Origin of the sequence: Noviluteimonas lactosilytica (assembly GCF_020866925.1) — a bacterium.
Lineage (GTDB): Bacteria > Pseudomonadota > Gammaproteobacteria > Xanthomonadales > Xanthomonadaceae > Noviluteimonas > Noviluteimonas lactosilytica.
This window is the reverse complement of record NZ_JAJGAK010000001.1, coordinates 1,273,559-1,295,446: the sequence shown is the minus strand read 5'-3', so window position 1 is coordinate 1,295,446 and position 21,888 is coordinate 1,273,559. Positions and strand designations below refer to the sequence as shown.

The 21,888-nt window shown below is 67.4% G+C and carries 23 protein-coding genes; 12 read left to right on the top strand and 11 right to left on the bottom strand.

Annotation, left to right across the window (positions count from 1 at the left end; genetic code table 11):
- Positions 1–759, bottom strand: a complete 759-nt coding sequence (gene fnr, locus LK996_RS06270; protein WP_230526265.1) for a fumarate/nitrate reduction transcriptional regulator Fnr — start codon at positions 757–759, stop codon at positions 1–3.
- A gap of 131 nt (positions 760–890) precedes the next feature.
- Here fnr and LK996_RS06265 point away from each other — a divergent pair, with 131 nt between their 5' ends.
- Positions 891–3,839 (top strand): autotransporter outer membrane beta-barrel domain-containing protein, encoded by a 2,949-nt coding sequence (locus tag LK996_RS06265; RefSeq protein WP_230526264.1) that lies wholly within the window; start codon positions 891–893, stop codon positions 3,837–3,839.
- A gap of 54 nt (positions 3,840–3,893) precedes the next feature.
- On the opposite strand, the gene LK996_RS06260 is transcribed toward LK996_RS06265, so the two are convergent.
- From LK996_RS06260 to LK996_RS06240, 5 genes are all read right to left on the bottom strand, one after another.
- Complete coding sequence (locus LK996_RS06260; protein ID WP_230526263.1) at positions 3,894–4,244, bottom strand: MerR family transcriptional regulator; 351 nt, start codon at positions 4,242–4,244, stop codon at positions 3,894–3,896.
- A 109-nt stretch (positions 4,245–4,353) separates the two neighbouring features.
- Positions 4,354–5,838 carry an apolipoprotein N-acyltransferase gene (gene lnt / locus LK996_RS06255; RefSeq protein WP_230526262.1) on the bottom strand — a complete coding sequence of 495 codons (1,485 nt, stop codon included), beginning with the start codon at positions 5,836–5,838 and terminating at the stop codon, positions 4,354–4,356.
- A gap of 10 nt (positions 5,839–5,848) precedes the next feature.
- The gene (locus LK996_RS06250) at positions 5,849–6,445 is read right to left on the bottom strand and encodes a hypothetical protein (RefSeq protein WP_230526261.1); all 597 of its coding nucleotides are present in this window, start codon (positions 6,443–6,445) and stop codon (positions 5,849–5,851) included.
- A gap of 55 nt (positions 6,446–6,500) precedes the next feature.
- Entirely contained in the window at positions 6,501–7,274 is a 774-nt protein-coding gene (locus tag LK996_RS06245) for a hypothetical protein (protein WP_230526260.1), read from the bottom strand.
- A gap of 116 nt (positions 7,275–7,390) precedes the next feature.
- Complete coding sequence (locus tag LK996_RS06240) at positions 7,391–7,852, bottom strand: hypothetical protein (RefSeq protein ID WP_230526259.1); 462 nt, start codon at positions 7,850–7,852, stop codon at positions 7,391–7,393.
- A gap of 114 nt (positions 7,853–7,966) precedes the next feature.
- Between LK996_RS06240 and LK996_RS06235 the strand changes: the two genes are divergently transcribed.
- Both LK996_RS06235 and LK996_RS06230 read left to right on the top strand, forming a co-directional pair.
- Positions 7,967–8,632 carry an SDR family oxidoreductase gene (locus LK996_RS06235; RefSeq protein WP_230526258.1) on the top strand — a complete coding sequence of 222 codons (666 nt, stop codon included), beginning with the start codon at positions 7,967–7,969 and terminating at the stop codon, positions 8,630–8,632.
- 60 nt (positions 8,633–8,692) lie between these two features.
- Positions 8,693–9,736 (top strand): ROK family protein, encoded by a 1,044-nt coding sequence (locus LK996_RS06230; RefSeq protein ID WP_230526257.1) that lies wholly within the window; start codon positions 8,693–8,695, stop codon positions 9,734–9,736.
- A 1-nt stretch (position 9,737) separates the two neighbouring features.
- Here LK996_RS06230 and LK996_RS06225 read toward each other — a convergent pair whose 3' ends face one another.
- The 3 genes from LK996_RS06225 to LK996_RS06215 are packed head-to-tail and all read right to left on the bottom strand — an operon-like array spanning position 9,738 to position 11,619.
- Positions 9,738–10,613, bottom strand: a complete 876-nt coding sequence (locus LK996_RS06225; protein WP_230526256.1) for a carbon-nitrogen hydrolase family protein — start codon at positions 10,611–10,613, stop codon at positions 9,738–9,740.
- A complete protein-coding gene (locus LK996_RS06220) occupies positions 10,610–11,215 on the bottom strand; it encodes a GNAT family N-acetyltransferase (protein WP_230526255.1) in 606 nt (201 codons plus the stop codon). Before LK996_RS06220 ends, LK996_RS06225 begins: the two co-directional genes overlap by 4 nt.
- Positions 11,212–11,619: a ketosteroid isomerase-related protein gene (locus tag LK996_RS06215; RefSeq protein WP_230526254.1), complete on the bottom strand. Its 408-nt coding sequence runs from the start codon at positions 11,617–11,619 to the stop codon at positions 11,212–11,214. Before LK996_RS06215 ends, LK996_RS06220 begins: the two co-directional genes overlap by 4 nt.
- Before the next feature lie 106 nt (positions 11,620–11,725).
- Between LK996_RS06215 and LK996_RS06210 the strand changes: the two genes are divergently transcribed.
- The 6 genes from LK996_RS06210 to LK996_RS06185 all read left to right on the top strand — a co-directional run bounded on the left by LK996_RS06210 (position 11,726) and on the right by LK996_RS06185 (position 16,221).
- On the top strand, positions 11,726–13,282 hold the full coding sequence (locus LK996_RS06210) for a lipase family alpha/beta hydrolase (RefSeq protein WP_230526253.1): 1,557 nt from the start codon (positions 11,726–11,728) through the stop codon (positions 13,280–13,282).
- Positions 13,269–13,742: a hypothetical protein gene (locus tag LK996_RS06205; RefSeq protein WP_230526252.1), complete on the top strand. Its 474-nt coding sequence runs from the start codon at positions 13,269–13,271 to the stop codon at positions 13,740–13,742. The genes LK996_RS06210 and LK996_RS06205 overlap by 14 nt, the downstream gene beginning before the upstream one ends.
- Positions 13,743–13,831: 89 nt before the next feature.
- The gene (locus LK996_RS06200) at positions 13,832–14,245 is read left to right on the top strand and encodes a GlcG/HbpS family heme-binding protein (RefSeq protein WP_230526251.1); all 414 of its coding nucleotides are present in this window, start codon (positions 13,832–13,834) and stop codon (positions 14,243–14,245) included.
- 20 nt (positions 14,246–14,265) lie between these two features.
- Entirely contained in the window at positions 14,266–15,072 is an 807-nt protein-coding gene (locus LK996_RS06195; protein ID WP_230526250.1) for an SDR family oxidoreductase, read from the top strand.
- 13 nt (positions 15,073–15,085) lie between these two features.
- On the top strand, positions 15,086–15,577 hold the full coding sequence (locus LK996_RS06190; protein ID WP_230526249.1) for a nuclear transport factor 2 family protein: 492 nt from the start codon (positions 15,086–15,088) through the stop codon (positions 15,575–15,577).
- On the top strand, positions 15,574–16,221 hold the full coding sequence (locus tag LK996_RS06185; protein ID WP_230526248.1) for a TMEM175 family protein: 648 nt from the start codon (positions 15,574–15,576) through the stop codon (positions 16,219–16,221). The genes LK996_RS06190 and LK996_RS06185 overlap by 4 nt, the downstream gene beginning before the upstream one ends.
- Positions 16,222–16,235: 14 nt before the next feature.
- Here the strand turns inward: LK996_RS06185 and LK996_RS06180 are convergent, their stop codons facing one another.
- Complete coding sequence (locus LK996_RS06180; protein WP_230526247.1) at positions 16,236–16,811, bottom strand: FMN-dependent NADH-azoreductase; 576 nt, start codon at positions 16,809–16,811, stop codon at positions 16,236–16,238.
- Positions 16,812–16,908: 97 nt separating this feature from the next.
- On the opposite strand from LK996_RS06180, the gene LK996_RS06175 reads away from it, so the two are divergent.
- The gene (locus LK996_RS06175; protein WP_230526246.1) at positions 16,909–17,292 is read left to right on the top strand and encodes a winged helix-turn-helix transcriptional regulator; all 384 of its coding nucleotides are present in this window, start codon (positions 16,909–16,911) and stop codon (positions 17,290–17,292) included.
- A gap of 103 nt (positions 17,293–17,395) precedes the next feature.
- Positions 17,396–18,097 carry a response regulator transcription factor gene (locus LK996_RS06170; RefSeq protein ID WP_230526245.1) on the top strand — a complete coding sequence of 234 codons (702 nt, stop codon included), beginning with the start codon at positions 17,396–17,398 and terminating at the stop codon, positions 18,095–18,097.
- Here LK996_RS06170 and LK996_RS06165 read toward each other — a convergent pair.
- Positions 18,082–19,506: a sensor histidine kinase gene (locus tag LK996_RS06165; protein WP_230526244.1), complete on the bottom strand. Its 1,425-nt coding sequence runs from the start codon at positions 19,504–19,506 to the stop codon at positions 18,082–18,084. The two genes, LK996_RS06170 and LK996_RS06165, sit on opposite strands and share 16 nt — an antisense overlap.
- Positions 19,507–19,699: 193 nt before the next feature.
- Between LK996_RS06165 and LK996_RS06160 the strand changes: the two genes are divergently transcribed.
- The gene (locus LK996_RS06160) at positions 19,700–21,886 is read left to right on the top strand and encodes a YadA-like family protein (RefSeq protein ID WP_230526243.1); all 2,187 of its coding nucleotides are present in this window, start codon (positions 19,700–19,702) and stop codon (positions 21,884–21,886) included.
- Positions 21,887–21,888 lie beyond the last annotated feature (2 nt).

The following is a 21,888-nucleotide window of genomic DNA, read 5'->3' as shown; positions in this document are numbered from 1 at the left end:
TCAGTTGCTGACGCGACGCCGCGCATCCGCGGCTTCGGGGTGATGCGCGAGGCGATCGAGTTCGACGCGGTCGAGGATCGCGATGCGGCGCCCGTCGACTTCGATCACGCCGTCTTCCTGCAGGCGCGTGAAGCCGCGGCTCACCGTTTCCAGCGCCAGGCCGAGGAAATGCGCGATGTCCTCGCGGCTCATCGGCAACTTGAACTGCGCATCCGATTGCCCGATGTGGCGGAAGCGTTCGGCCAGCCCATGCAGGAACAACGCGATGCGCTCCGACGCCTGCCGACGCGCGAGCATGTCCAGGTGATCCTGGTCGCGCCCGACGCTGCGGCCGATCACGCGCAACAACTGATGCTGCAGGCCCGGCACCTGCGATGCGATGTCGGCGAGTTGATCGAACGGCACCTCGCACACATTGGCCGTCGTCAGCGCAACCGCATCGCACCGATGCCGCTCGTCACCGAGCGCATCCAGCCCGATCAACTCACCGGGCAGATGGAACCCGACAACGCGTTCCTCGCCGTCTTCGCTGATCGAAATCGTCTTGAACGCGCCGTCGCGCGCGACGTACACCGCAGACAGGTCATCGCCCGTGCGGAACAGGGTTTCCCCGCGCGCGATGGGCCGACGCCGCCGCACGATCGAATCGAGCTGCTGCAATCCCTCCACGCCGATGCCCGCAGGCAGGCACAACTGCTGCAAGGAGCAGTGCGCGCACCCTTTGCGCAAGGTCTGGAGGTCGAGAACGGGGGTAGCCACGGGGCCATTCTACCCAGCGGGGATTAATGAACCAAAAGCCAACGATGTCCCCCCGTCGTGACCTTTGATGAATTGACCTTGCAGCAGGTGGAAGGTCGAGCGTCGCCGGACCCCAAATCGGAGTTCCCGCTGTGACGTCCGCCGTTCCCCCTTCCCGTCTCCATCTTCGCCGCCACGTCCTCGCCCATGCGCTGTTGATCGCGTGCGGCGCCGCTTCCCTTCCCGCGTTCGCCGCGGACGAATGCGGCGCTGCCGCGTCTGGCCAGGTCGTCTGCACGCCGACCACCGATCCACTCCCGCAGGTGCGCTATGAAGGTGTTTCCGATCTCGAAGTGATCTTCAGGCAGGGCGTCGTCGTCGACGGCACGCTGTTGCCGGAAGGCGACACCGCCGTGGTGATCTATGGCGAGGGCGCGTTGTCGCTGCACGCCGAGGACGGCACCGTCATCCGCAGCGATGCGTGGCCCGCGGTCGACATCGTGTCGAACTCGGGACCCGTCGATGTGCGCGTCGACCAGGTGATCGGTGGCTCGCTCGGTGTCGCGGCACTCGCCAACGGCGACGTCAACGTCTACGCCAATCATGTCGAAGGTGCGATCGGCATCCAGGCGCAGAGCCTCGGCGGCAACGTCACGGTCGACGTCGCGAGCGTGTTGTCGGGCGCGAACGGCGCAGGCGTGTTCGCGCAGACGACGGCGGGCGACATCACCGTGCTGGCGGGCGAAAGCATCGCGCAGGGCGATTTGGGCAGCGGCCTGTGGCTGTCGACGGAGAACGGTTCGGTGTCGGTCGACGCGGGCTTCGTTCGCGCCGAAGGCCTGTTCGCGACCGGCATCTTCGCCGAATCGTGGGAAGGCGGCGACATCGCGATCTCCGTCGACACCGCGTCCGCGAGCGGGCTGGGCGCGATCGGCATCCTCGCCGGCGCCGGGCTCGGCGACATCTCGATCACCGCGGGCTGGGTCAGCACCGAAGGCGATTACGGCGTGGGCATCGCCGCGCTCGCGTTCAACGGCGACGTGTTCATGGATGTCGAGGGCGCGGGCACGATCGGCGAGGAGTCGCGCGGCATCGACATCGGCGCGCTCGGCACCGTCGCGGTCCGCAACCAGTCGGTGTTCACCATGGGCAACGGGTCGGACGCGCTCCACATCGAGACCGTCGGCGAGGTCGGGGTCGAGTCCGAGCGCCTCACGACCTACGGCAACGATTCCTACGGCCTGAGCGTGCTGACGGGCGGCAACGTCGGAGTCGACATCGACGAGATCGCGACATACGGCGAACGCTCGGCAGCGTTGTACGTCGGCACCGATGCCGGCGACGTGAGCGCGCGCGTCGGCCGCGCGCAGACGTACGCGACGACGGGAGATTGGTTCGCCATCGGCCTCAACGCAGTGTCGGGCGACGTGTCGCTGCTCGTCGACGAATACGTGCGCGCCGAATCCGGCTTCGCGATCACGATGGCCTCGCAGACCGGCGGCGCGACGATCGGCGTCGCCGAAGGCGCGACCGTGTACGGCGCGACCACCGCGATCGACACCGCGACCGGCGCGGGCACGCGCATCGACATCCTCGGCACGGTGGAAAGCGGCACGGGCCCGGTGATCCAGGTGGCGGGCAACGATTGGGGCGACGGCGCCGCGGACATTCGCGTGGGATCGAGCGGTTCGGTCATCGGGCGCCTGCAGTTGTCGGGCAGCGACGATGTGTTTTCGAATGGCGGTGCGTTCATGTCCTCCGGCTCGAGCCTGTTCGGCGACGGCGACGATCGCTTCGCGAACGCGGGCACGGTGTCCCTGCAGGACGGCGCGACGTCGATGTTGCTGCAAGGCCTCGAACGCTTCGACAATGCGGGCGAGGTCTCGCTAGTCAACGGTCGCACGGGCGATGTGTTCGCCATCGACGGCACGTTGAACGGCGCGGGCGGCACGCTCGCCGTCGATCTCGACATCGTCAATCACGCATCCGATCGCATCGACGTCGGCACGCTGTCCGGCACGAACGCGCTGGCACTCGATCTCGTCGGTCGCGGCGCGTTGCTCGGCATGTCGGGCATCCAGGTGCTGACCTCGCAGGGCGCGCAGACCGGCAACGAACTCGTGCTTGCCGAAGGCAGCCGCAACCTCGGCTTCATCGGCTTCCGGCTCGCCTGGGACGGCCTCGACAGCTGGACGCTCGAAAGCGACCTCACCGACGCCGCGTATCTCGCGGCCGCAGTGCCCGCGGGCGTGCGCGATGTCTGGCGACAGGGCGTGCAATCCGTGTCGACGCACCTCACCGCGACGCATGACGACGTGGACGCGAACGGCGTGTGGATGCAGGCCGTCGGCGGCGACTTCGAAGGCACGTCGAAACTTTCGCACGCACTCGGCTCGCGCGAACTCGAATGGCAGGGCAACCACCACGGCCTGCAGGCGGGCGCCGAGATGACGATCGGGAACTGGCGCGCCGGCATCACCGGCGGCTACGGCAAGGCGACAATGGATCTGCGCGGCGCGGAGGACACGCAACTCGATTCGCTCAACCTTGGCCTGTATGCGCGTTACGCGAACGAGGGCTGGTTCGCCAACGCCGTGCTGCGCGGCGATCGCATCGACGTCGATACCAACTGGCACTCGATCGGACTGCAGGCGCAAGGCGACGGCAGTGCGATCGGCTTCGAACTCGAAGGCGGCCATCGTTTCGCACTCTCGCGCATGTGGATCGAGCCCAACCTGCGCGTCGCGCACATCGACGTGTCGTTGCCCGAACAGGTCGGCGCTTCCGGCAACGTGCGTTGGGACGACACCGCGGTGTCGACCGGCGAACTTGGCCTGCGCATCGGCACCGACGGATGGAGCGGCGTGCGTCCGTACGCGTCGATGTCGATCGCGCGCGAATTCGGCGGCGGCGACGACACGCTGTACGACCTCGGCCTCGACCAGGTGCGCGTGACCGACGAAGGCGATCGCAGCTTCGGTCGCTTCGCCGGCGGCGTGGAATGGACGATCGGGCGCGTCGATCTTTACGGCGAAATCGAAGCCCGCGTGGGCGACATGGAAGGCATGGGCGGGCGCCTGGGCGCGCGCTTCCGGTTCTGAGGCCAGGGTGGGAAGCGACCCCGCGCGGCAAGGAGGCCGCGCGGGGCTCGCGCATCAATCGACGTCTTCGCCCATCCAGCGGCGCAGATGACGTTGCAGGCGTTCGATGCGTTTCGCTTCGCCCTCCAGGCGCGCGAGATGGTTGCGCAACAGGCGTTGCAGGCAGGTGCGCGTGGCATCGCGTTGCATCGCCTGCGCGATCTGCGCCAGCGACAGGCCCGCGCGTCGTGCGCGACGCACGAGGCGCGCGCGCTTGAGGTCTTCCTGCGAATACTGGCGATAGCCGCTCGCGGTGCGTCGCGCCTTCGGGAGGAGGCCGCGCTTTTCGTACAGCCGCAGCGCGGCGGCACTGATGCCGAGTCGGCGTGCGGCTTCGCCGATGTCGATGGGTTCGTAGCTCCTCACGCGTGCAACCTGTTCTGCATGTAAACAGGCCTAACGGAGCCGCGCGAACGCGCAGGACGTGAAATTGCACGCGCGTGACTTATGGCATGCGGGAATACACAGCCGGCGTTCAGTTATGCGAGGTCGGGCGTGAAACTCGCCGCAATGCGCACGCAATCCCCAGCGCGAGCGCGAATCCGAGCCACGTCGGCGCCATGCCAAAACGCGACCATGGCGTGACGGCCTGGCCAATCGCCACAGTGCCTGTCAGCAGCGCATCGCCCTGCGCGTCGAGGGATGCGGTCACGCGTCCGTCGCGATCGATGAACAGCGATGTGCCTTCTGTCGCGACGCGCACGGCCGCGATGCCGTTTTCCCGCGCGCGCATGCGGGCCATGCGTTGTATCTGGCGCGCGCCCGCGCCGTCGCTGTACCAGCGATCGCTGCTCGGCAAGAGAAGGAGCGCGGGCTCGCCCGCGGCGCGCAGGTTCTCGCGCACGACCTCGGGGAAGGCGGCTTCGTAGCAGATCGCCGACGCCAACGTGCGGCCATTCGCCACCATCGGCGCGCGCGGCGCGCCCGGCGTGAAGCCGGCGATCTTGTTTTCGATCAGCGTCAGCGTGCGCCCGATCAGGAGGCGGTATGGCGTGTGTTCGACGAAAGGAACGAGCGCGCGCTTGTCGTAGCGACCGTGGCCGTCGCCGACGGCGAGCATCGCGTTGAAGCTGCGGCCGCCGTGTTCCTGAACAGGCAGTCCGAACAGCAGCGGCCATCCCTGCGATGCCGCGTGCAGTGACAAGGCGACGATGTCGTCGCGCAGCTCGTGTGCATGGACGGGGGCGACATGCTCGGGCCAGGCGACGAGATCATGGTCGGCGCCCAGTGCGAACGTGCGGTCGCGATACCAGGCCCATGCAGCGTCGCCGCCCGGCGCTTGTTCCGCGGGAAGCCGCAAGGCCGTGACGCGCCACGCATCCTCTTGGGAGCCTGCGTTCGTGATCGTCGGCGTCGATGGAAGCGACGCAACGAGTACCAGGCCTGCCGCCGTGATGCGCCTGCGTGGCAACAGCCATGCAGCGAGCGACGCGACGCCGGCCAACGCGAAGCCGACGCCATACACGCCCGTCCACGGCGCCAGCATGCCGAGCGGCAAGTCCAACTGACTGTCGCCCGCGAGCATCCACGGAAAGCCGATGAATACATGACTGCGTGTGTACTCGGCGACGAACCACGTGCCCGCGAACGCCGAGGCACGCGCACCCTTCGTGATGCCGATGCGTGTCGCGAGCCACGCCGCGCCGGCGACATACCCCGCAAGCACAACGACGATGAACACCATCACCGGCAACGTGATCGCCAGCGACGTACCGCCGAGGTCGTGCAACGCGTGGTGCAACCACGCGAGTCCGCCGCCGAAGGCGGGCAGGCCCCAGAGGAATCCCGACCAAGCCGCATGGCGAGGCGTCGCGGCGTGCACGCATTGCCACGCGAGCACGCACAGCGCAGGCAAAGCGAAGTGCGCAGCGCCGGGGGCCGCGAACGCAGAAGCGTACGCGGCCCCGCCGCAGAGCGCGATCGACGCAGCGACGAGACGCCCGGCAATGCCCAACGACACGATGGCGCCTTCAGTGCGCGTGAGGCGGCGCGGCCGGAGCGTCGTTCGTGCGCAGGTTCTCGAACGCGATCGACTCGCCTGCCATGCCGCGCGCCTCGAAGCCCACGCCATCGTGGTTCACCGAATGCGATACGGTGCCGTCGTCGTACAGGTGATACGAGGCGTAGGTCGCCAACGGACCGCCGTCCAACGGATCGACGCCCGCCATCGCAACATACGTGTGGTCGTCGCGGCGCTCCTTTCGATGCACGCGATGCGCGACGACGTGTTCGCCATAGCGGGCGAACACGTACTCGCCGTGGCGAAGCGCGTCGATCGCACGCGGATCGATCACGATCTCGCCGCGCTTTCCGTCGAAGGCGACGACCTGCGTCGGCGCTTCCTTGATGGTCGGCGCGCCCAGTGGCGTCATCGCAGGCACACCGCCATCGACGCGCGCGCCGAGTTGCAGCACGGGCGGGGCGCCCGCGAATGTCGTCGCGCTCGGCGGAGTGGCCATCGGCGTAACCATCTGCGACGTCGCGTCGAATTCGACGTAGCGCTTCATTGCATCGCGGCACTGCCAGGCGGCGAAACCCGCCACCACGACCAGCGTGAACGTGAGCATGGGAAGGCGCGCCGTCGAACGTCGCCCGTTCGTTTCAGCGTTCACGCCACGGCGCTCATCGCTTCCAGCGTCCATACTTGTCACGCAGGTAACGCGCAGCCGAACCGGTGTGGTAATCGCCGCAACGCTGGAAGGAATTGCACCAGCGTTCGTGGTCCGAATAGGTGTCCCTGACGATCAGGCTCTTGCCTCGCTTACCGCGGGGATGCACCAGGTCGACGAATGCCCAGGTGCCATACCCCGCCGCGTACATCGGAATATCCCGGTACCACTCGCCGTACCAGTGCGTGATGCCCAACCAGTGGCCGAGTTCATGTGCGACGACCCGCTTGAAGGGTTCGAAATCGTGTCGAAACCATGCGCCCCAGCAGTACTGCAGCGTGGTCATCGCGTAGCCGCACATGCCGCCGACGCCGTCCCACATATCGGCGCGAACGACCATCACGACGTTGGCCTGGTGACGTTGCAACAACGCGCGGCTGGTGGCGTTGTTGGCGTCGATATTGGCGGGGGCGGGATCGAAATGGCGCCCGAACGGCGCCGCCTTCGGCAGCGCTTGCAGCCCGATCTGCGAGGCCTCGAACACGTAGTTGAGGTAATCGGTCATCTCCGTCGCATGCCGGTTGGCATCGACGCAGAAGCGCTTGTAGTAATCCTTCGGTCGCGTGAAGCACACCTGTCCGCGCGATTCCATCTCCGACGAATAGGCGAACAAGACCGTCATCTTGTTCGGCGGATTCCACGGCGGCGGCGGGGAGCCGCCACCGCTGGCGAGGGCCGACAAGGGCAGGGCGAGCAGGAACAACAGCGAAGCAAGCAGGCGCTTCATGGGCGGATCCGGGTTGGAAGAAGCGCGGCAGCCTAAGGGGCGGCGCCAGTCCGCTTGAAGCCGAATCGTCTGGTTCTTTGCAGTGTCGTGCGGGGCGCGCGGATCGATCCCGCGAATCATGGAGCCTGCCGCGCGCCTCGCCGATTGCCGAACACGAGTCTTGCATTCGCGCGACCGTGCACGTCGAACACCACGTCGGCGTGGTTCACGAAGTGCGTCACCGAGCCATCGTCGTACAAATGGAACGCCCCGGACGTGCGCTTCGAATCGCCATCGACGTGATCGACACCGACCATCGCGACGTACAGGTGGTCGCGGCGACGTTCCGTGCGTTCGATGCGCAGCGCGATCTCGTGCGCGCCATAACGCGTTTCGATCACCTCGCCCGGTGCGAGGCGATCGATCGCTTTCGCATCCACGATCATCGTGCCTGCGCGACCATCGAACGCCAGCACGCAGACGGGCGAGGGTTTGGTCGCCCGCGTCGTGTGCCGAGCCTCCGTCCCCGTCCAGGTGTAGCCGGCAACGAACGAGGCGACGAAGACGCAGGCCAGCAGGAACCGGCGCAGGCGATGCATGGGTGCGCGCCGGACGTGGAAGGGGCGCGCAGCCTAGGTGTCGCCACGCGACGCTTGAAGCCGAATCGTCCCGACCCCACGTCGCCTGCATCTCCACGACACGGAAGCTCGGCCATGGCGAAGACCGTCCTCATCACCGGCGCCAATCGCGGCATCGGCCTCGCGCTCACCCGTCACTTCATCGCGCGCGGGGATCGCGTCATCGCGGTGTGCCGCAAGTCGAGCGATGCGCTCGATGCGACCGGCGCGCAGGTGGAAGCGGGCATCGACGTGACCGATGAAGCGGCCATAGGCGCGCTCGCGAAGCGCCTGGGCGACACGCGCATCGACATCCTCATCCCCAACGCCGGCATCCTCGAGCGCGATTCGTTCGCCGATCCCGCCTTCGACGGCATCCGCCGCCAGTTCGAAGTCAACACGCTGGGTCCGCTGCAGGTCGTGCACGCGTTGCGCGAGCGCATCGCCGACGGCGGCAAGATCGGATTGATCACGAGTCGCATGGGCTCGATGGAAGACAACACGTCGGGCGGTTACTACGGCTATCGCGCATCGAAGGCCGCGCTGAATGCGATCGGCAAGTCGCTCGCCTTCGATCTCGCACCGCGCAACATCGCCGTCGTGCTGCTGCATCCAGGTTACGTCGCGACCGAGATGGTCGGCGGCAGCGGCGATGTCACGCCGGAACAGGCGGCGAAGCAACTGATCGAACGCATCGATGCGCTGACGCCGGAACGCTCGGGCACCTTCCAGCACGCCAACGGCACCACGCTGCCCTGGTAGTTCCCGCCAGGCAGGCGTCCATCATCGACGGCTCACGGCGCGCTGCCCAAGCTGCGCGCCATGGATAAACGCTCCGACACGCGCGGCGAACACGGCGCGGCCTCGCTGCCGGGTCTGTCGATCGACGGCTACGGCCTCGCCATCCCCGATCCCGAAGGCGATGGCTTCCTCGGCGATCGCGCCAGCCAGACCGCGTTCCGCGCGCTGCTCGATGAAGCGCGCGACAAGCACCGCATCGGCAAGGATCCGTTCGGCGATACGCCGTCGAGCGAGCTGTCGAAGAAGGATATCGACCGCGTGCTGCTCGGTGGCCCCGCCGCCGCGGCGCACGTGGTGCATGTCGCGATCGAGTCGTATGCGGCGCGCCTCGCGCACGTCGTGCGCGTGTTCCTCGAACAGGAGGAATGGCGCGACGTCGAAGCGATCCTGATGGGCGGCGGCATGTCGACGAGCGAATTCGGTCGACTTGGCCTGCGCCGCGCGCGGCGCGTGCTGCGCGACGCGGGCATCGAGGTGAAGCTCAAGCGTCTGAAAGCCGATCCCGATGACGCGGCGTTGCTGGGATGGGCGTCGTTGCTGCCTGACGATCTCGCCGAATCGAGCGACGCGTTGCTCGCCGTCGACATCGGCGGCACCAACCTGCGCTGCGGCCTCGTCGCGCACGGCCTCGCGAAGAACGACGACGGCTCCGGCGCCTCGATGCTCGAACGCATGCACTGGCGTCACGCGGACGACGAACCCAGTCGGCGCGAAGCGATCGATCGTCTCGCGGGCATGCTCAACGGTCTCATCGCGCAGGCGCGCACGTTGCGCATTCCGCTCGCACCGTTCGTCGGCATCGCGGTGCCCGGCCTGATCGAAAGCGACGGCCGCATCTCGATGGGCGCGCAGAACCTGCCGGGCGATTGGGAGGCGCCGTTCGATCTGCCCGATACGCTCGCGCAACGCCTCGACGCGATCGAAGGCACGCCGCCGCGCGTCGTGCTGCATAACGACGCGGTCGCGCAGGGCCTCGGCGAACGTCACCGCATGCGCAAGGCGAAGCGTTGGGGCGTGATGACGATCGGGACGGGGCTGGGCAACGCCTGCTACACGAACCGCTGATTCATTCCACGGTGGCGCGGCGCACGCGATCCGCGAGCTGGCCGCTCCAGTCGCGGTCGTTCGCGACCTGCGCGTTCGAACGCGTGGCTTCCAGCGACGCGAAATCCAGGTCCGCGATCGCCCAGGTCTCGTCGCCGCGCGTGCGCGCGAGGATGCCGTCGGCGGGCAGCCCGCGATCCATCGGCGCGTAGATCGTCGCCTCGCCCGTGTTGACGTCGAGCGCGGGAGTCCATCCGGCAATGCCGGCGGTGACCGACTGCGCGACGAAGATGCGGTTCTCGAGCGCACGCGCGAGGCAGCCGACTTCGACGCGTCGCGCACCCGCGTCGGTGTCCGTGCAACTCGGCACGAGCAGCAGGCGTGCGCCTGCTTCGTATTGCGCGCGCACCGGCAGCGGGAACTCGCTGTCGTAGCAGACGCTGATGCCGGTGCGGATGCCCTGTGCCTCGACGACATGCAACGCATCGCCGCCGTCGACAACGCCGGTGTCCTTCTCGAACGCGGTCAGTTGCAGCTTGTCCTGGAAGCCCCTGCGGCCGTCGGGCGAAAACCACCAGGCGCGATTGCGATAACGACCGCCGCCGACGTCGGTCAGGAACGTGCCCGGCTGCACGAACAACGACAACGCGCGCGCGAGGTCTGCGTACAGCGACAGCCATGCATCGCGGTACGCCTGCGTTGCGGCAAGCGATGCATGCAGGTCGCTGCGCACCGCGTCGTCGAATGTCGCGGCGAGTTCCAGCGAAAGATATTCCGGCAGAACCGCGACCTGCGCGCCCGTGTGCGCGGCTTGCACAAGGATGTCGCGCTGCCTGGCAGCGAAGGAATCGAAACCCGTGGGCATGCCGATGGCGTATTTGGCGACGGCGACCTTCATCCGATGTCCTCCAGCGAGCGCAGCCAGAACGTCAGCGGCTTCTCCGATGCAGCATGTTCGCCGATTTCCTTCCACGCCATGCGCATCGCCATGTCGGGCCGACGCGCGTAACCGCGCTTCGTCCAGAACGCCTCGTTGCCGCGATGATCGGGCGGGCGGCGCGGGTCGGCGTCGTCGCGATCCACCGCGGCGAACGCGATCCAGTCGAATCGGCCGAGCGCACGCGCATGCGCTTCCCGTGCGTCGAAGAACGCGTGGCCGATTCCGCGTCCGCGATACGCGGGTAGCAGCACCGACTCGCCGCAATAGAACACGCGCGAGGGATCGATGCCGCGTGCGACGAACGGCGCCTGGAACTCCGGCGCCTCCGCGTCGAGCGGAATTCCGGTCGACGCACCGATCACGCGCTCGCCATCGCAGGCCAGCACGAACGCGCTGTCCGCGGCGCGCGTGTAGGTCCGCAGGTAGTGCGCTTCGTAGGTTTCGTCGCCGTCGTACAGGTAGGGCCAATCGCGGAACACGGCGATGCGCAGCCGCGCGACGTCGGCGATGCGCTCGCCGATCGCGGGGCCCGGCACCGTCTCGATCCGCACCTCGCTCACTGCGCGCCTTCGACCTGCGCGATCCAGTCGCCGAGGTTGTAGTAGTTGGTGACGCGCGCGATGCGCCCGTCGCGGATGTCGAAGAACGCGCCACCCGGCAACACGTACGTCTGCCCCGTGGCCCTCGGCAGGCCTTCGTCGTCCGCCTTGTAGGTGCCGTGCACGACGTATTCCGCCGATGCGCGCGCGCCGTCTGCGCTCTCCATCACTACGATGTCGCGCAACTGCTCGCTGTAGCTGCGATCCATGCGCGCCATGAACGCTCGGAACGTGTCGCGACCCGTTTCGCGCGCGCCCTGGTTGAGGTCGTGCACGACATCGTCGGTGAGCAGCGCGAGCATCGCGTCGCGATCGCCGCGGTTGAAGGCGTCGTAGTAGGCGCGGATCAGGTCGGTGGTCTGCATGGGGTGTTCCTTGTATCGAAGCGGCAAGCGTACGGCATGGGCGGGCGGGGCGCGCATTGCGCACGTTCGTGCAAGCCCGTGGGCGTGCCGCGTGGATGATGCAGGGATGGGCAGGGAACGATCATGCGCGTGGGCGTGTGTCGTCTTCGCGTTGCTGCTCGCCGGTTGCGCCGGCGCGCGCGTGAAGACACCTTCGCGGGAGGCGCTCGCCTGTTCGCTGGACGCGACCCGCATCCCGGAAGCCAACGCTTGCACGGACGCGTGGATGTCGACGGCGCTTCGTGGGCGCAGCCACTGGACGCAAGGCGACAGTCGCATCAACGGCAGTCGCGTCGTCGTCGAGTTCCGTGGGCTGTCGCCGTATTTCGCATCCGAGGTCGTCATCACGAGGGCCGACGATGTTCCCGTGTGGATCCCGGGCGGCGTGCGGCATCGACAGCCGGGCTTCGGCGTACCGCTGGCCGTGATCTCCGACAGGTGCGACGACGCACCCGTGTGCGAGTTGCTTCCGTATTCCGGCGTGTTCAGGCCGGCGACGGCGTGGCTCGAGGCAGACGCGGGTGCGGATGCACGGCTGGTGATCGGCAACCCGCTGCGCTTGCCGACGCATCGCGTGGGCGCCACCGAAGTGGCGCTGGCGGAAGACACGACTGCGGCCTACGCCGTCGGCATGCGCGAATCTCCCATCGGCAGGCTCGCCATCTGGGGCCTGCTCGGCGGCGATGAAGTCGCCCATCGCGCAGGCGTCTACCTGATGGAGGACTACGACCCCGCCAAACGCCCGCTCGTGATGCTGCACGGACTGGGAAGCAGCCCGCTGGTCTGGGCGCGGCTTTCGAACGATGTCTGGGGCGACCGATCGCTGCGGAACGCGTTCCAGATCTGGCACGTGGTCTATTCGACCGACACGCCGTTGCTGGTGACACGCCGGCGTATCGCACGCTACCTCGATCGTGCGTTCGAAATCCTCGATCCCGAGCGCGACGATCCGGCGCGCGAGGGCATCGTGATCGTCGGACACAGTCTCGGCGGCGTCATCGCGCGCCTGCTGTCCGCCGACAGTGGCGATACGTTGTGGACCGCATCGTTCACCGCGGCACCATCGGCATTGCAAGGCGATGCCGACGACGTGCGGATGGCGCGCGAACTGCTGGTCTTCGCGCCCTATCCCGGCATCCGTCGCGCGATCTTCCTGGCCGCGCCGCATCGCGGCAGCCCGCTCGCCGATCGCTGGTACAGCCGGATCGCCCACAGGCTTGCTGGGCATCGTGCGGACGAAATGCAATCGCTCCGTCGCATCGCGCGCGCGCACCCCGACGCGATCCAGCCCGCGCTGCGCCAGGGATTCCAGACCGCCAGCATCAACAGCATCTCGACGCTGCAGGAAGCGCAACCCGTCAGGCGCGCGAACGAATCGCTACTGCCTGCGCCCGGCATCGCTTACCACACGATCGCGGGACGCCGTGCCGGCGCACGCCCCGAGGGCGACGGCGTGGTGCCGCTTGCCAGCGCGCTGCTTCCCGATGCTGCGTCGACATCGATCGTGGATGCGGGCCACGACCTTTACTCGAGTCCGGAGGTCGTCGCGGAGGTCCTGCGCATCCTGCGGGCCGACATCGCTTCCGCACGGATCGCCAGGAGGACGCACGATGAACCCCAATGATCTCTTCGTCCCGCTGTCCTTCATCGGCGGACCAGCCATCCTGATGAACGCGTGCGCGGTCATGCAGAACGGCGCAAGCGTGCGTTACAGCCTCGCCATCAATCTCTGGCGCGAGATGCGCGCCGAAGCAAGCGGCGGAACGGGCACGTTGCTGCGCTCGTACTCGGATCCCGCGCTGGCGATGACGCTGGCATCGCGGCGCATCCGCTTGCTGCTCGTGTCGTTGAACCTGCTCTACGTCACCGTCGCGATGTTCGGCATCGCGACCGTGTGCGGGCTCGCGGGTTCCTACGTGTACATCGACGCGGAGACGGGCATCGCGACGTGGGCCGTGCGCCTGGTGGTCGGCGCCGCGACGCTCGCGACGACGGGGCTGCTCGCCGCGATGTGCGTGTTCGTCGTCGAGAGCAGAACGACGCAACGCCTCATCCATCTCCAGGCACACGTTGCGGATCGATGACCTCACGCGGTTGAGCACGATCGTGCAAGCGGGCCAACGCCCATGCACTGCACATTGATCGCGACCTACTCAACCGGATCGAGGCGACCATGTCATTGCTTTCCGATGCAGCAGCCGCAACGGCCATCGCCGCCTCCCGCAGCAAGGCCGCAGAACTCGGCGTTCCCGTGAACATCGCCGTGCTCGACGGCGGCGGTCACCTGAAGTTGTTTTCGCGCATGGACGGCGCGGTGATCGGCTCGATCGAGCTCGCCATCGGCAAGGCGCGCACATCGGTGCTGTTCAACCTCGAAAGCGAGGGCGTCTTCGAGTACTGCAAGCCCGGCGCGCCCGCGTTCGGGCTTGAGAACAGCAACGGCGGCCTCGTCGTGTTCGCGGGCGGCCGACCGTTGCGCAATGCCGACGGCGTGGTCGTCGGCGCCATCGGCGTGTCGGGCGGCGCCGTGCCGCAGGACCGCGACATCGCCGCGGCCGGAGAGGCCGCTTTTCGTCAATCGAAGTAAACCCCACGTTGGAGAGTCGCATGAACAAGAAGCACATCCTGATCACCGGCGCCGGTTCCGGTTTCGGCGAGGCCTCGGCCATCGGCCTCGCGCAGAAGGGGCACGACGTCATCGCATCGGTGCAGATCGCCCCCCAGGTCACGCCGTTGCGCGAGAAGGCGAAAGCGCTGGGGCTGACGAACCTGCGCGTCGAGAAACTCGACCTCGCCGATCCGTACGACGTCGCCTATGCGCAGACCTGGGATGTCGACGTCCTCTGGAACAACGCGGGCATGGGCGAAGCCGGCCCGGTGTTCGAGATCCCGATGGACCTCGTCCGCCGCAACTTCGAGACGAACGTGTTCCTGCCGCTCGCGCTCACCCAGGGCTTCGTGCGCAAATGGATCGACGCCAAGCAGAAAGCCAAGGTCGTCTTCACCTCGTCGATGGGCGGCCTGTTCACGCCGGCGAACTGGGGCACGTACGTGTCGACCAAGCATGCCCTGGAATCCATCGCCGAAGCGCTGCAACAGGAACTCGCGCAGTACGGCATCAAGGTGCAGACGATCAACCCGGGCGCGTACTACACCGGCTACAACGAAACGATGGCGGACAATCCGTTCCGCTGGCTCGACGATGCGAAGCATGTGACCAAGCGCGCCGCGCTGCGCGAGGAGTTCGATCGCTTCCTCACCGCGCCGGATGGACGACTCGACGCGCAGGAGATGATCGATCGCATGATCGAGATCGTCCCACTGGACGAGGGCCGCTTCCGCAACGTGGTGCCCAAGACCGTCGAGGACTTCCTCAAGCAACACCAGCAGGCCGCGTGGGAAAGCGCGATCTGAGGAGGCGATGGCGATGCGGACGACCACGAAAGCGTTGTTCGCGGCCGCGATGCTCCTCGCCGCCGGCGTTGTGCGTGCACAGGCCGGCGGCGGGGAGGACGCGAACCGCAAACTGATTTCGAATGCATTCGATCGATGGCGCGACGGGACGCAGAGCATCTTCGACCTGCTCGCCGACGACGCGCGGTGGACGATCGTCGGTTCCTCCGAGGTAGCGGGCACCTATGAGAACCGCGAAGCCTTCATGGCGCGCGTCATCCGGCCGTTCGGTGCTCGCATGCGCGATCCGCTCAAGCCCGAAGTGCGCAAGCTCTACGCCGATGGCGACACCGTGGTCGTGCTGTTCGACGGCCGCGCAGTCGCGCGCGACGGCGTGCCCTACGTCAACACCTATACGTGGTACATGCGCGTCGCCGACGGACGGGTGGTCGACGTGGTTGCGTTCTTCGATCCGAAGGCGTTCGATGCACTCTGGAGCCGCGTCGAACCCGCGAAGAACCCATGACCGCCAGCGCGCCCGCGTCCACCGCACGCACCGAGCTGTTCAGCGACGGCGTGTTCGCCATCGTGATCACGTTGCTGGCGGTGGAGATCCATCGGCCCGAAGTGGAGCCGGGCGGTCTCGCGCATGCGCTGATCGAAGGGTGGCCGGGGTATCTCGCGTATCTCCTGGGCTTCCTCTATGTCGGCGTGATCTGGTTGAACCACTACGGGCTGTTCCGCCATTTGCGCGGGATCGACCGCACGTTCAACTGGATCAACCTCGGCGTGCTCGGCACGACGGTGCTGATGCCGTTCGCAACCGGCGTGCTCGCGACGTCGTTCGAAACGGGCAATCGCCACGACCAGCAATCCGCGGTCGTGGCGTATGCGTTGATCGCGGGCGCGATGTCGGCGGCATGGATCCCGGTGTTCGCCTATCTGCGGCGACACCCGGAATTGCTGCGCTCGCCGGACGTGGTCTCCGTACTCACCGCGCAGCGCGTGCGGCCGCTCGTGGGCGTCACGCTGTTCGCGCTTGCCGCGTTGGCCGGATGGTTCGTGCATCCGCTCATCGCGATCTCGGTCTTCGTCGTCATGCTGGTCTATCACGCGTGGACGAGCGAAGGCATCGCTGCGATACGCGCGACACCCGAACCGCAGCCGTGATCGCGCACCCGTGATCAGGCCACCGAACGCAGCTGCCCGACGGACGCCATCGCGTCCGTGATCGCACGATGCGCGGCGTCCTCGCCCATGCGCACGCCTTCGGCGCGGATCACTTCCACGTCGCGCACGCCGACGAAGCCGAGGATGTTGCGCAGGTACGCCTCCTGGTGGTCGAACGCCGCCATCGCGCCGCCCGGGGAATACACGCCACCGCGAGAGGACGCGATGATCACGCGCTTGTCGCCCAGCAGGCCTTCCACGCCCGCCTCCGAATAGCGGAACGTCCTGCCGGCGATGACGACCGCATCGAGCCAGGCCTTGAGCTGCGAGGGGATGGTGAAGTTGTACATGGGCGCGCCGATCACGATGGTGTCGGCGTCGAGCAGTTCGTCGAGCGCGGATTCACGTGCGGTCGAAGGCGTGCGCAACTGCTCGGGGGAGAGTTCGGGCAGCGGGTCGGCGGCAAGATCGCGATAGGTCACGACGGCCTGCGGCGACACCTTGCGCAGGCGCTCGACGATCGCGGCCGACAACCTGCGCGTGACGGACTGTTCCGCCTGGATGCTGGAATCGAGATGGAGAATCTTCATGATGGTCACCGTTCGGGCCGACGCGGGCGTGTCGGCGAGCCGGCAATCTAGGAACGGTGCAACGCCCCCACAAGTACGACGGAACACCACACCAAGTATGGTCGACCATACCGACTCCCCCGATTCCGCCCAGCACGACTGCGACCACGACGACGCGAGTTGCGTCGTGCCGATCAACGACGTGATCCGCGGCACCATCGCGTCCTTCAGCGGCAAGTGGAAGCTCGAGATCCTCTGGTTGCTGGGCAAGCGCGTGCATCGCTTCAACGAGCTGCGCCGGGCCTTGCCGGGCATCACCCAGCACGTGCTGACCTCGCAGTTGCGCGAGCTCGAGCGCGACGGCATGGTGCTTCGCACGCTGTACCCGCAGGTGCCGCCCCGCGTGGAGTACGCGCTGACCGACAAGGCGCGCGCCCTGCGCCCGGTGTTCCGCGAAATCTTCGCGTGGGCGCGTAAGACGCGTTCGACGCCCGAGACGTGAACCGCCGCTGAGCCGAAGATGGAACAGTGTTGCCCACGGGTGGGCCGCGTTCCTCACCGCGTGGACAATCTTGCGCAGGACTCGTCCACTACCATCGGCCCGCATGAACGCCTTCAACGTCGCCTACGGCGACCTTCGCATCGTCGTGGTGGAAGACGACGACACACTCCGCGACGACGTCCTCGTTCCGCGCATGCGCCAGTATGGCTTCGCCCTCGTGCCGATGCGCACCGCGGCGCAATTGCAGGCGAGCCTGCTCGAAGCGCCGCCCGACATCGTCGTGCTCGACGTCGGCCTGCCGGATGCCGATGGCTTCGCGCTCGCGCGTTCGCTGCGCGAAAGCTGGCCGACGATGGGCGTGGTGATGCTGACCGGACGCGGCGAAACCGCGGATCGCATTCGCGGGCTCACCGAAGGCGCGGATGCGTATCTGTCGAAGCCCGTCGATCTCGGGCTGTTCGCGGCGACGTTGCACAGCGTCGCGCGCCGCGTGCAGCCCGCGCGCTTCGGCCCGCGCGCGCCGGCATGGCGACTCGATGCCGACGGTTGGTGCCTGATGTCGCCGGCCGGCGCGAATATCGCGTTGAGCAAGACCGAACGCCGCCTGCTGCAACTGCTGATGGACAAGCCCGGCAGGATGATCGTGCGCGACGCGATCTTCCGCCATCTCTCGCCAGACCCCGACGACTTCGATCCGCATCGCCTGGATTCGCTGATCCATCGCCTGCGCCGCAAGGTGCAGAAGGCGAGCGCGGAAGACTTCCCGCTCACCTGCGTGCACGGCGAAGGCTACGTCGTGCTGTAAAAAAGGTGCTCTGACCCCTGTTTTTGCTCCACGCACGGCAACCGGATGCGAACGGTGGTTCCCAGCCCCGGCGCACTCTCCAGCGCAACCGTTCCGCCCGCGCGTTCGACCACGTTGCGCGTTGCCGCCAGGCCCAGGCCCGTTCCCTTGCCCGCCGGTTTCGTGCTGAAGAACGGTTCGAACGCGCGCTGGATCTCTGCCGCGGTCATGCCGTGGCCGGTGTCGGAGAAGACGATCTCCACGTGGTCGCCGGCGCGTCGCGCCGACATGCGCAACTGTCCGCCTTCGGGCATCGCGTCGCGCGCGTTCGAGGCGATGTCGAGCACGACGAGTTCGAACTGCGCGCGATCCAGTCGCACGGGCAGCGCTTCCGGCGCGAGGTCGAGCGTCAACGCGATCGAGCGCGGCAACAGGCGGCGCAACATCGGTTGCACGTCCGCCAATAGCGCTCCTGCATCGAGCACGACCGGCGGCGGTGCGTCGCTGCGTCCGAAGCACAACAGCCGTTGCGCGAGCGCGGCGCCCTTCTGCGCCGATGCATCGATGCCTTCCAGCGCGTCGGCCATGTCGCGCGCGATCTCGCGCGGGTCGTCGCCGATGTCGTGGATGCGATGGCGCGCGTCGGCGTAGCCGATGACGACGCCGAGCACGTTGTTGAAGTCGTGCGCGACGCCGCTCGCCAGGCGTCCCATCGTTTCGAGTTTCTGTGCGTGAAGCAGGCGTGCCTGCATGCGTTCGCGTTCGTCGATTTCGAACTGCAGCGCGGCGCGCCGCGCTTCCGATTCGCGCAGCGCGGTGCGCAGCGCGGTGATGCAGCGATCGAGCACCACCACGACGACGAAGTGGCTGAAGAAAGCCGAGGGCAGGAAGTGCCACGCCAGTGCGGACGACTCACCCGCAGCGGCGGCTGCCGCTGCGTCGGCCGCGAATCCCGCACACGCCACTGCCATCAGCACGAGGAACACCATCCACAGCACGCGTCGCCCGAGGACGAGGCCACCGACGGCGAGCGCCAGCATCTGCGAAGTCTGGTCGACCGCGAGCAACTGGTAACCGAGTACCGCGTGGCTCAGGAGCAGGCCGAGCAGCAACGACGCGAGGTACAGGCCGACCGCGAGCCGGAATTCGCCGCGTCGGATCAACACGATGCCGACCAGCGCGCAGGCGACGGTCACCATGTCCGTGCCGAAGAGCACGTGCATGCGCGGCGCGATCTCCATCGCCGCGAAGTGGCGCGCCCAACTCACCGTCAACGTGAGCGCCATCAACGCGAAGAGCAGTTGCATCGTCGGCGCGTTGCGACGATCCATCGCATCGTCGATGGGGACGTTCGAGAACCAGCGAACGAGCGGTGCGGCAAAGCGCGGCACGATGCGGAACGGGGCGAAGGCGTGGGCGTCGTGCTTCATTTCGAACCGGGTCGAAAAGCGTGAGAAGTGCGCGAGAAATCGGGGAGATCGCGTGCGTGACAAGTCATCACGGCGAAAAGTAGTGTTCTGCCGCTCATTGGAATGATGTCTGAAGCACGGAAGCATTGCACACCACGCGCGACCGCAAGCATCGCGGCCGCAATCAATCAACGCTCCCCAGGGGTCCACCCACATGCATCGAATCGTCAACGGTTCGACGGCCGCGTGCGCGCGCCGTTCCATCCCGATCGCCATCGCGCTCGCACTCGCAGCGCCGCCGGTTTTCGCAGTCGATCCGCCTGTTGCCGATAAGGCAACAATCGCCGCAACCGATCCCGCCATCGACACCAATGACGAGATCGTCGAAACGCAGGACCTCGCATCCGCCACCGACTACGTCGATGCGAACGGCGCAGGCGACGGCAGCGACGCCGCGATCGCCGACGGCACGAACTCGGTCGCCGTGGGTCCTTCCAGCTACGCATTCGGCGAGAACGCAGCGGCCTTCGGCTTCGGCGCCGCGGCACTCGGCGACGACAGCACGGCCGTCGGCCCGCTGAGCCTCGCGACCGGCATCGGCGCATCTGCCTTCGGCTTCGGCACGGCCGCGCTCGGCGACTACAGCACCGCGCTTGGCTACGGCTCGAGTGCGTTGGGCGGCATCTCGATGGCCATCGGCTACAACGCCGCCAGCAACGGCGACGGCAGCATCGCGATCGGCAACCAGGCGGTCCTGACGGACATCCCCGGTGAGAGCGAGGCGTTGTTTGTCACGCGCGCAGACGGCATGTTGTCGACGGCGATCGGACCGGGCGCGCAGAGCATGGGCGCGGTGTCGGTCGCGATCGGCCCCGGCGCGCAAACCCACGACGATCTCGCCATCGCAGTCGGTTACCGCGCGCAGGCCGGTTGGAAGTCGGTCGCGTTGGGCACCTTCGCCATGGCCGACTACATGGAGTCGGTGGCGATCGGTGCCGGCGCGAAGGGCTACGCGGCCTACACCACCTCGATCGGTGCGCTGTCGCATGCAGACAACGAGTTCGCGACGGCCTACGGCTACGGCGCGTACGCGCACGACCGCCAGTCGACGGCGATCGGTGCGTGGGCCATGGCCTGGAATCCGATGACGCTGGCGGTGGGCAACGGCGCCATTGCGGAGACCATGCAATCGACCGCGATCGGTTACCAGGCACACTCGTGGGGCACCGGTTCCATCGCGATCGGCACGCAGGCGGAGACGGGCGGCGATCGCCCGCAGGCGGCGCCGCCGCCGGAAAGCTGCCCGACCCCGGACACGCCCGGGTGCGACGTCGGGCCGTGGCGCACCGACGGCCCCGAGCAGCCGCAATTCGCGATCGCCTTCGGCCAGGGCGCGCAGGCATTCGGCACCGCCAGCATGGCGCTTGGCTACAACAGCCTGACGTTGAGCGAGAACTCGGTTGCACTGGGTGCGAACTCGATGACCGATCGCGACAACACGGTGTCGGTCGGTGCTTCGCAGTCGTGGATGCGTCGCGATGGCACCACCGTCGGTGCGTTCACGCGCCAGATCGTCAACGTGTCCGCGGGCACACAGGACAACGACGCGGTCAACATGGCGCAGGCGAACCAGCTTGCGAACACGTTCGGTGGCGGCGCGACGTTCACCAACGGTGTGTTCATTCAACCGGACTACCGCATCCAGGGCGCCGCTTACGGCAATGTCGGTGCGGCGCTCGCCGCGGTCGACACCAAGCTCACCGGCTTGCAGCAGGCGATCGACGGCATCGAGATTCCGCCGCCGACCGATCCGACCGACCCCACGGATCCGACGGATCCGACGGATCCCACCGATCCGACCCAACCGGGCGACAACGACGACATCGCGTACGACGACACCACGCAGGATTCGGTGACGCTCGGTGGTTCCAACGGCACGCAGGTGAAGAACGTCGCCAACGGTGTCGCGGCGAAGGATGCGGTGAACAAGGGCCAGCTGGACCAGGCCAACGCGCAGACGCTCGCGTCGGCCAACACCTACACCGACACCGTCGCCGCGCGCACGCTGACCAACGCCAACGCGTACACCGACCAGCGCATCGCCGCGATGAACGACCAGTTCGTCGACCTCAGTCGCGAAGTCGATCGTCGCCTCGAACGCCAGGACGAACGCATCGACCAGATGGGCGCGATGAGCTCCGCGATGATGAGCATGGCGATCAATGCCGCGAACAGTCACGGCGAACGCGGTCGCCTCGCCGTCGGCGCAGGCGTGCAGAACAGCGAGTCGGCGTTGTCGGTCGGCTACTCGAAGTCCTTCGGCCGCGCCTCGTTCAGCATCGGCGGCGCGTTCTCCAACGACGACAGCTCGGCCGGCGTCGGCTTCGGCATCGACCTGTAAGG

Coding starts and splice junctions, on each gene's coding strand:
- LK996_RS06165 (WP_230526244.1), bottom strand. CDS start 19,506: ATGAAGCACGACGCCCACGCCTTCGCCCCGTTCCGCATCGTGCCGCGC.
- LK996_RS06190 (WP_230526249.1), top strand. CDS start 15,086: ATGCGGACGACCACGAAAGCGTTGTTCGCGGCCGCGATGCTCCTCGCC.
- LK996_RS06210 (WP_230526253.1), top strand. CDS start 11,726: ATGGGCAGGGAACGATCATGCGCGTGGGCGTGTGTCGTCTTCGCGTTG.
- LK996_RS06250 (WP_230526261.1), bottom strand. CDS start 6,445: ATGCTCACGTTCACGCTGGTCGTGGTGGCGGGTTTCGCCGCCTGGCAG.
- LK996_RS06180 (WP_230526247.1), bottom strand. CDS start 16,811: ATGAAGATTCTCCATCTCGATTCCAGCATCCAGGCGGAACAGTCCGTC.
- LK996_RS06195 (WP_230526250.1), top strand. CDS start 14,266: ATGAACAAGAAGCACATCCTGATCACCGGCGCCGGTTCCGGTTTCGGC.
- LK996_RS06235 (WP_230526258.1), top strand. CDS start 7,967: ATGGCGAAGACCGTCCTCATCACCGGCGCCAATCGCGGCATCGGCCTC.
- LK996_RS06185 (WP_230526248.1), top strand. CDS start 15,574: ATGACCGCCAGCGCGCCCGCGTCCACCGCACGCACCGAGCTGTTCAGC.
- LK996_RS06215 (WP_230526254.1), bottom strand. CDS start 11,619: ATGCAGACCACCGACCTGATCCGCGCCTACTACGACGCCTTCAACCGC.
- LK996_RS06225 (WP_230526256.1), bottom strand. CDS start 10,613: ATGAAGGTCGCCGTCGCCAAATACGCCATCGGCATGCCCACGGGTTTC.
- LK996_RS06205 (WP_230526252.1), top strand. CDS start 13,269: ATGAACCCCAATGATCTCTTCGTCCCGCTGTCCTTCATCGGCGGACCA.
- LK996_RS06170 (WP_230526245.1), top strand. CDS start 17,396: ATGAACGCCTTCAACGTCGCCTACGGCGACCTTCGCATCGTCGTGGTG.
- LK996_RS06240 (WP_230526259.1), bottom strand. CDS start 7,852: ATGCATCGCCTGCGCCGGTTCCTGCTGGCCTGCGTCTTCGTCGCCTCG.
- LK996_RS06200 (WP_230526251.1), top strand. CDS start 13,832: ATGTCATTGCTTTCCGATGCAGCAGCCGCAACGGCCATCGCCGCCTCC.
- LK996_RS06175 (WP_230526246.1), top strand. CDS start 16,909: ATGGTCGACCATACCGACTCCCCCGATTCCGCCCAGCACGACTGCGAC.
- LK996_RS06160 (WP_230526243.1), top strand. CDS start 19,700: ATGCATCGAATCGTCAACGGTTCGACGGCCGCGTGCGCGCGCCGTTCC.
- LK996_RS06245 (WP_230526260.1), bottom strand. CDS start 7,274: ATGAAGCGCCTGCTTGCTTCGCTGTTGTTCCTGCTCGCCCTGCCCTTG.
- LK996_RS06230 (WP_230526257.1), top strand. CDS start 8,693: ATGGATAAACGCTCCGACACGCGCGGCGAACACGGCGCGGCCTCGCTG.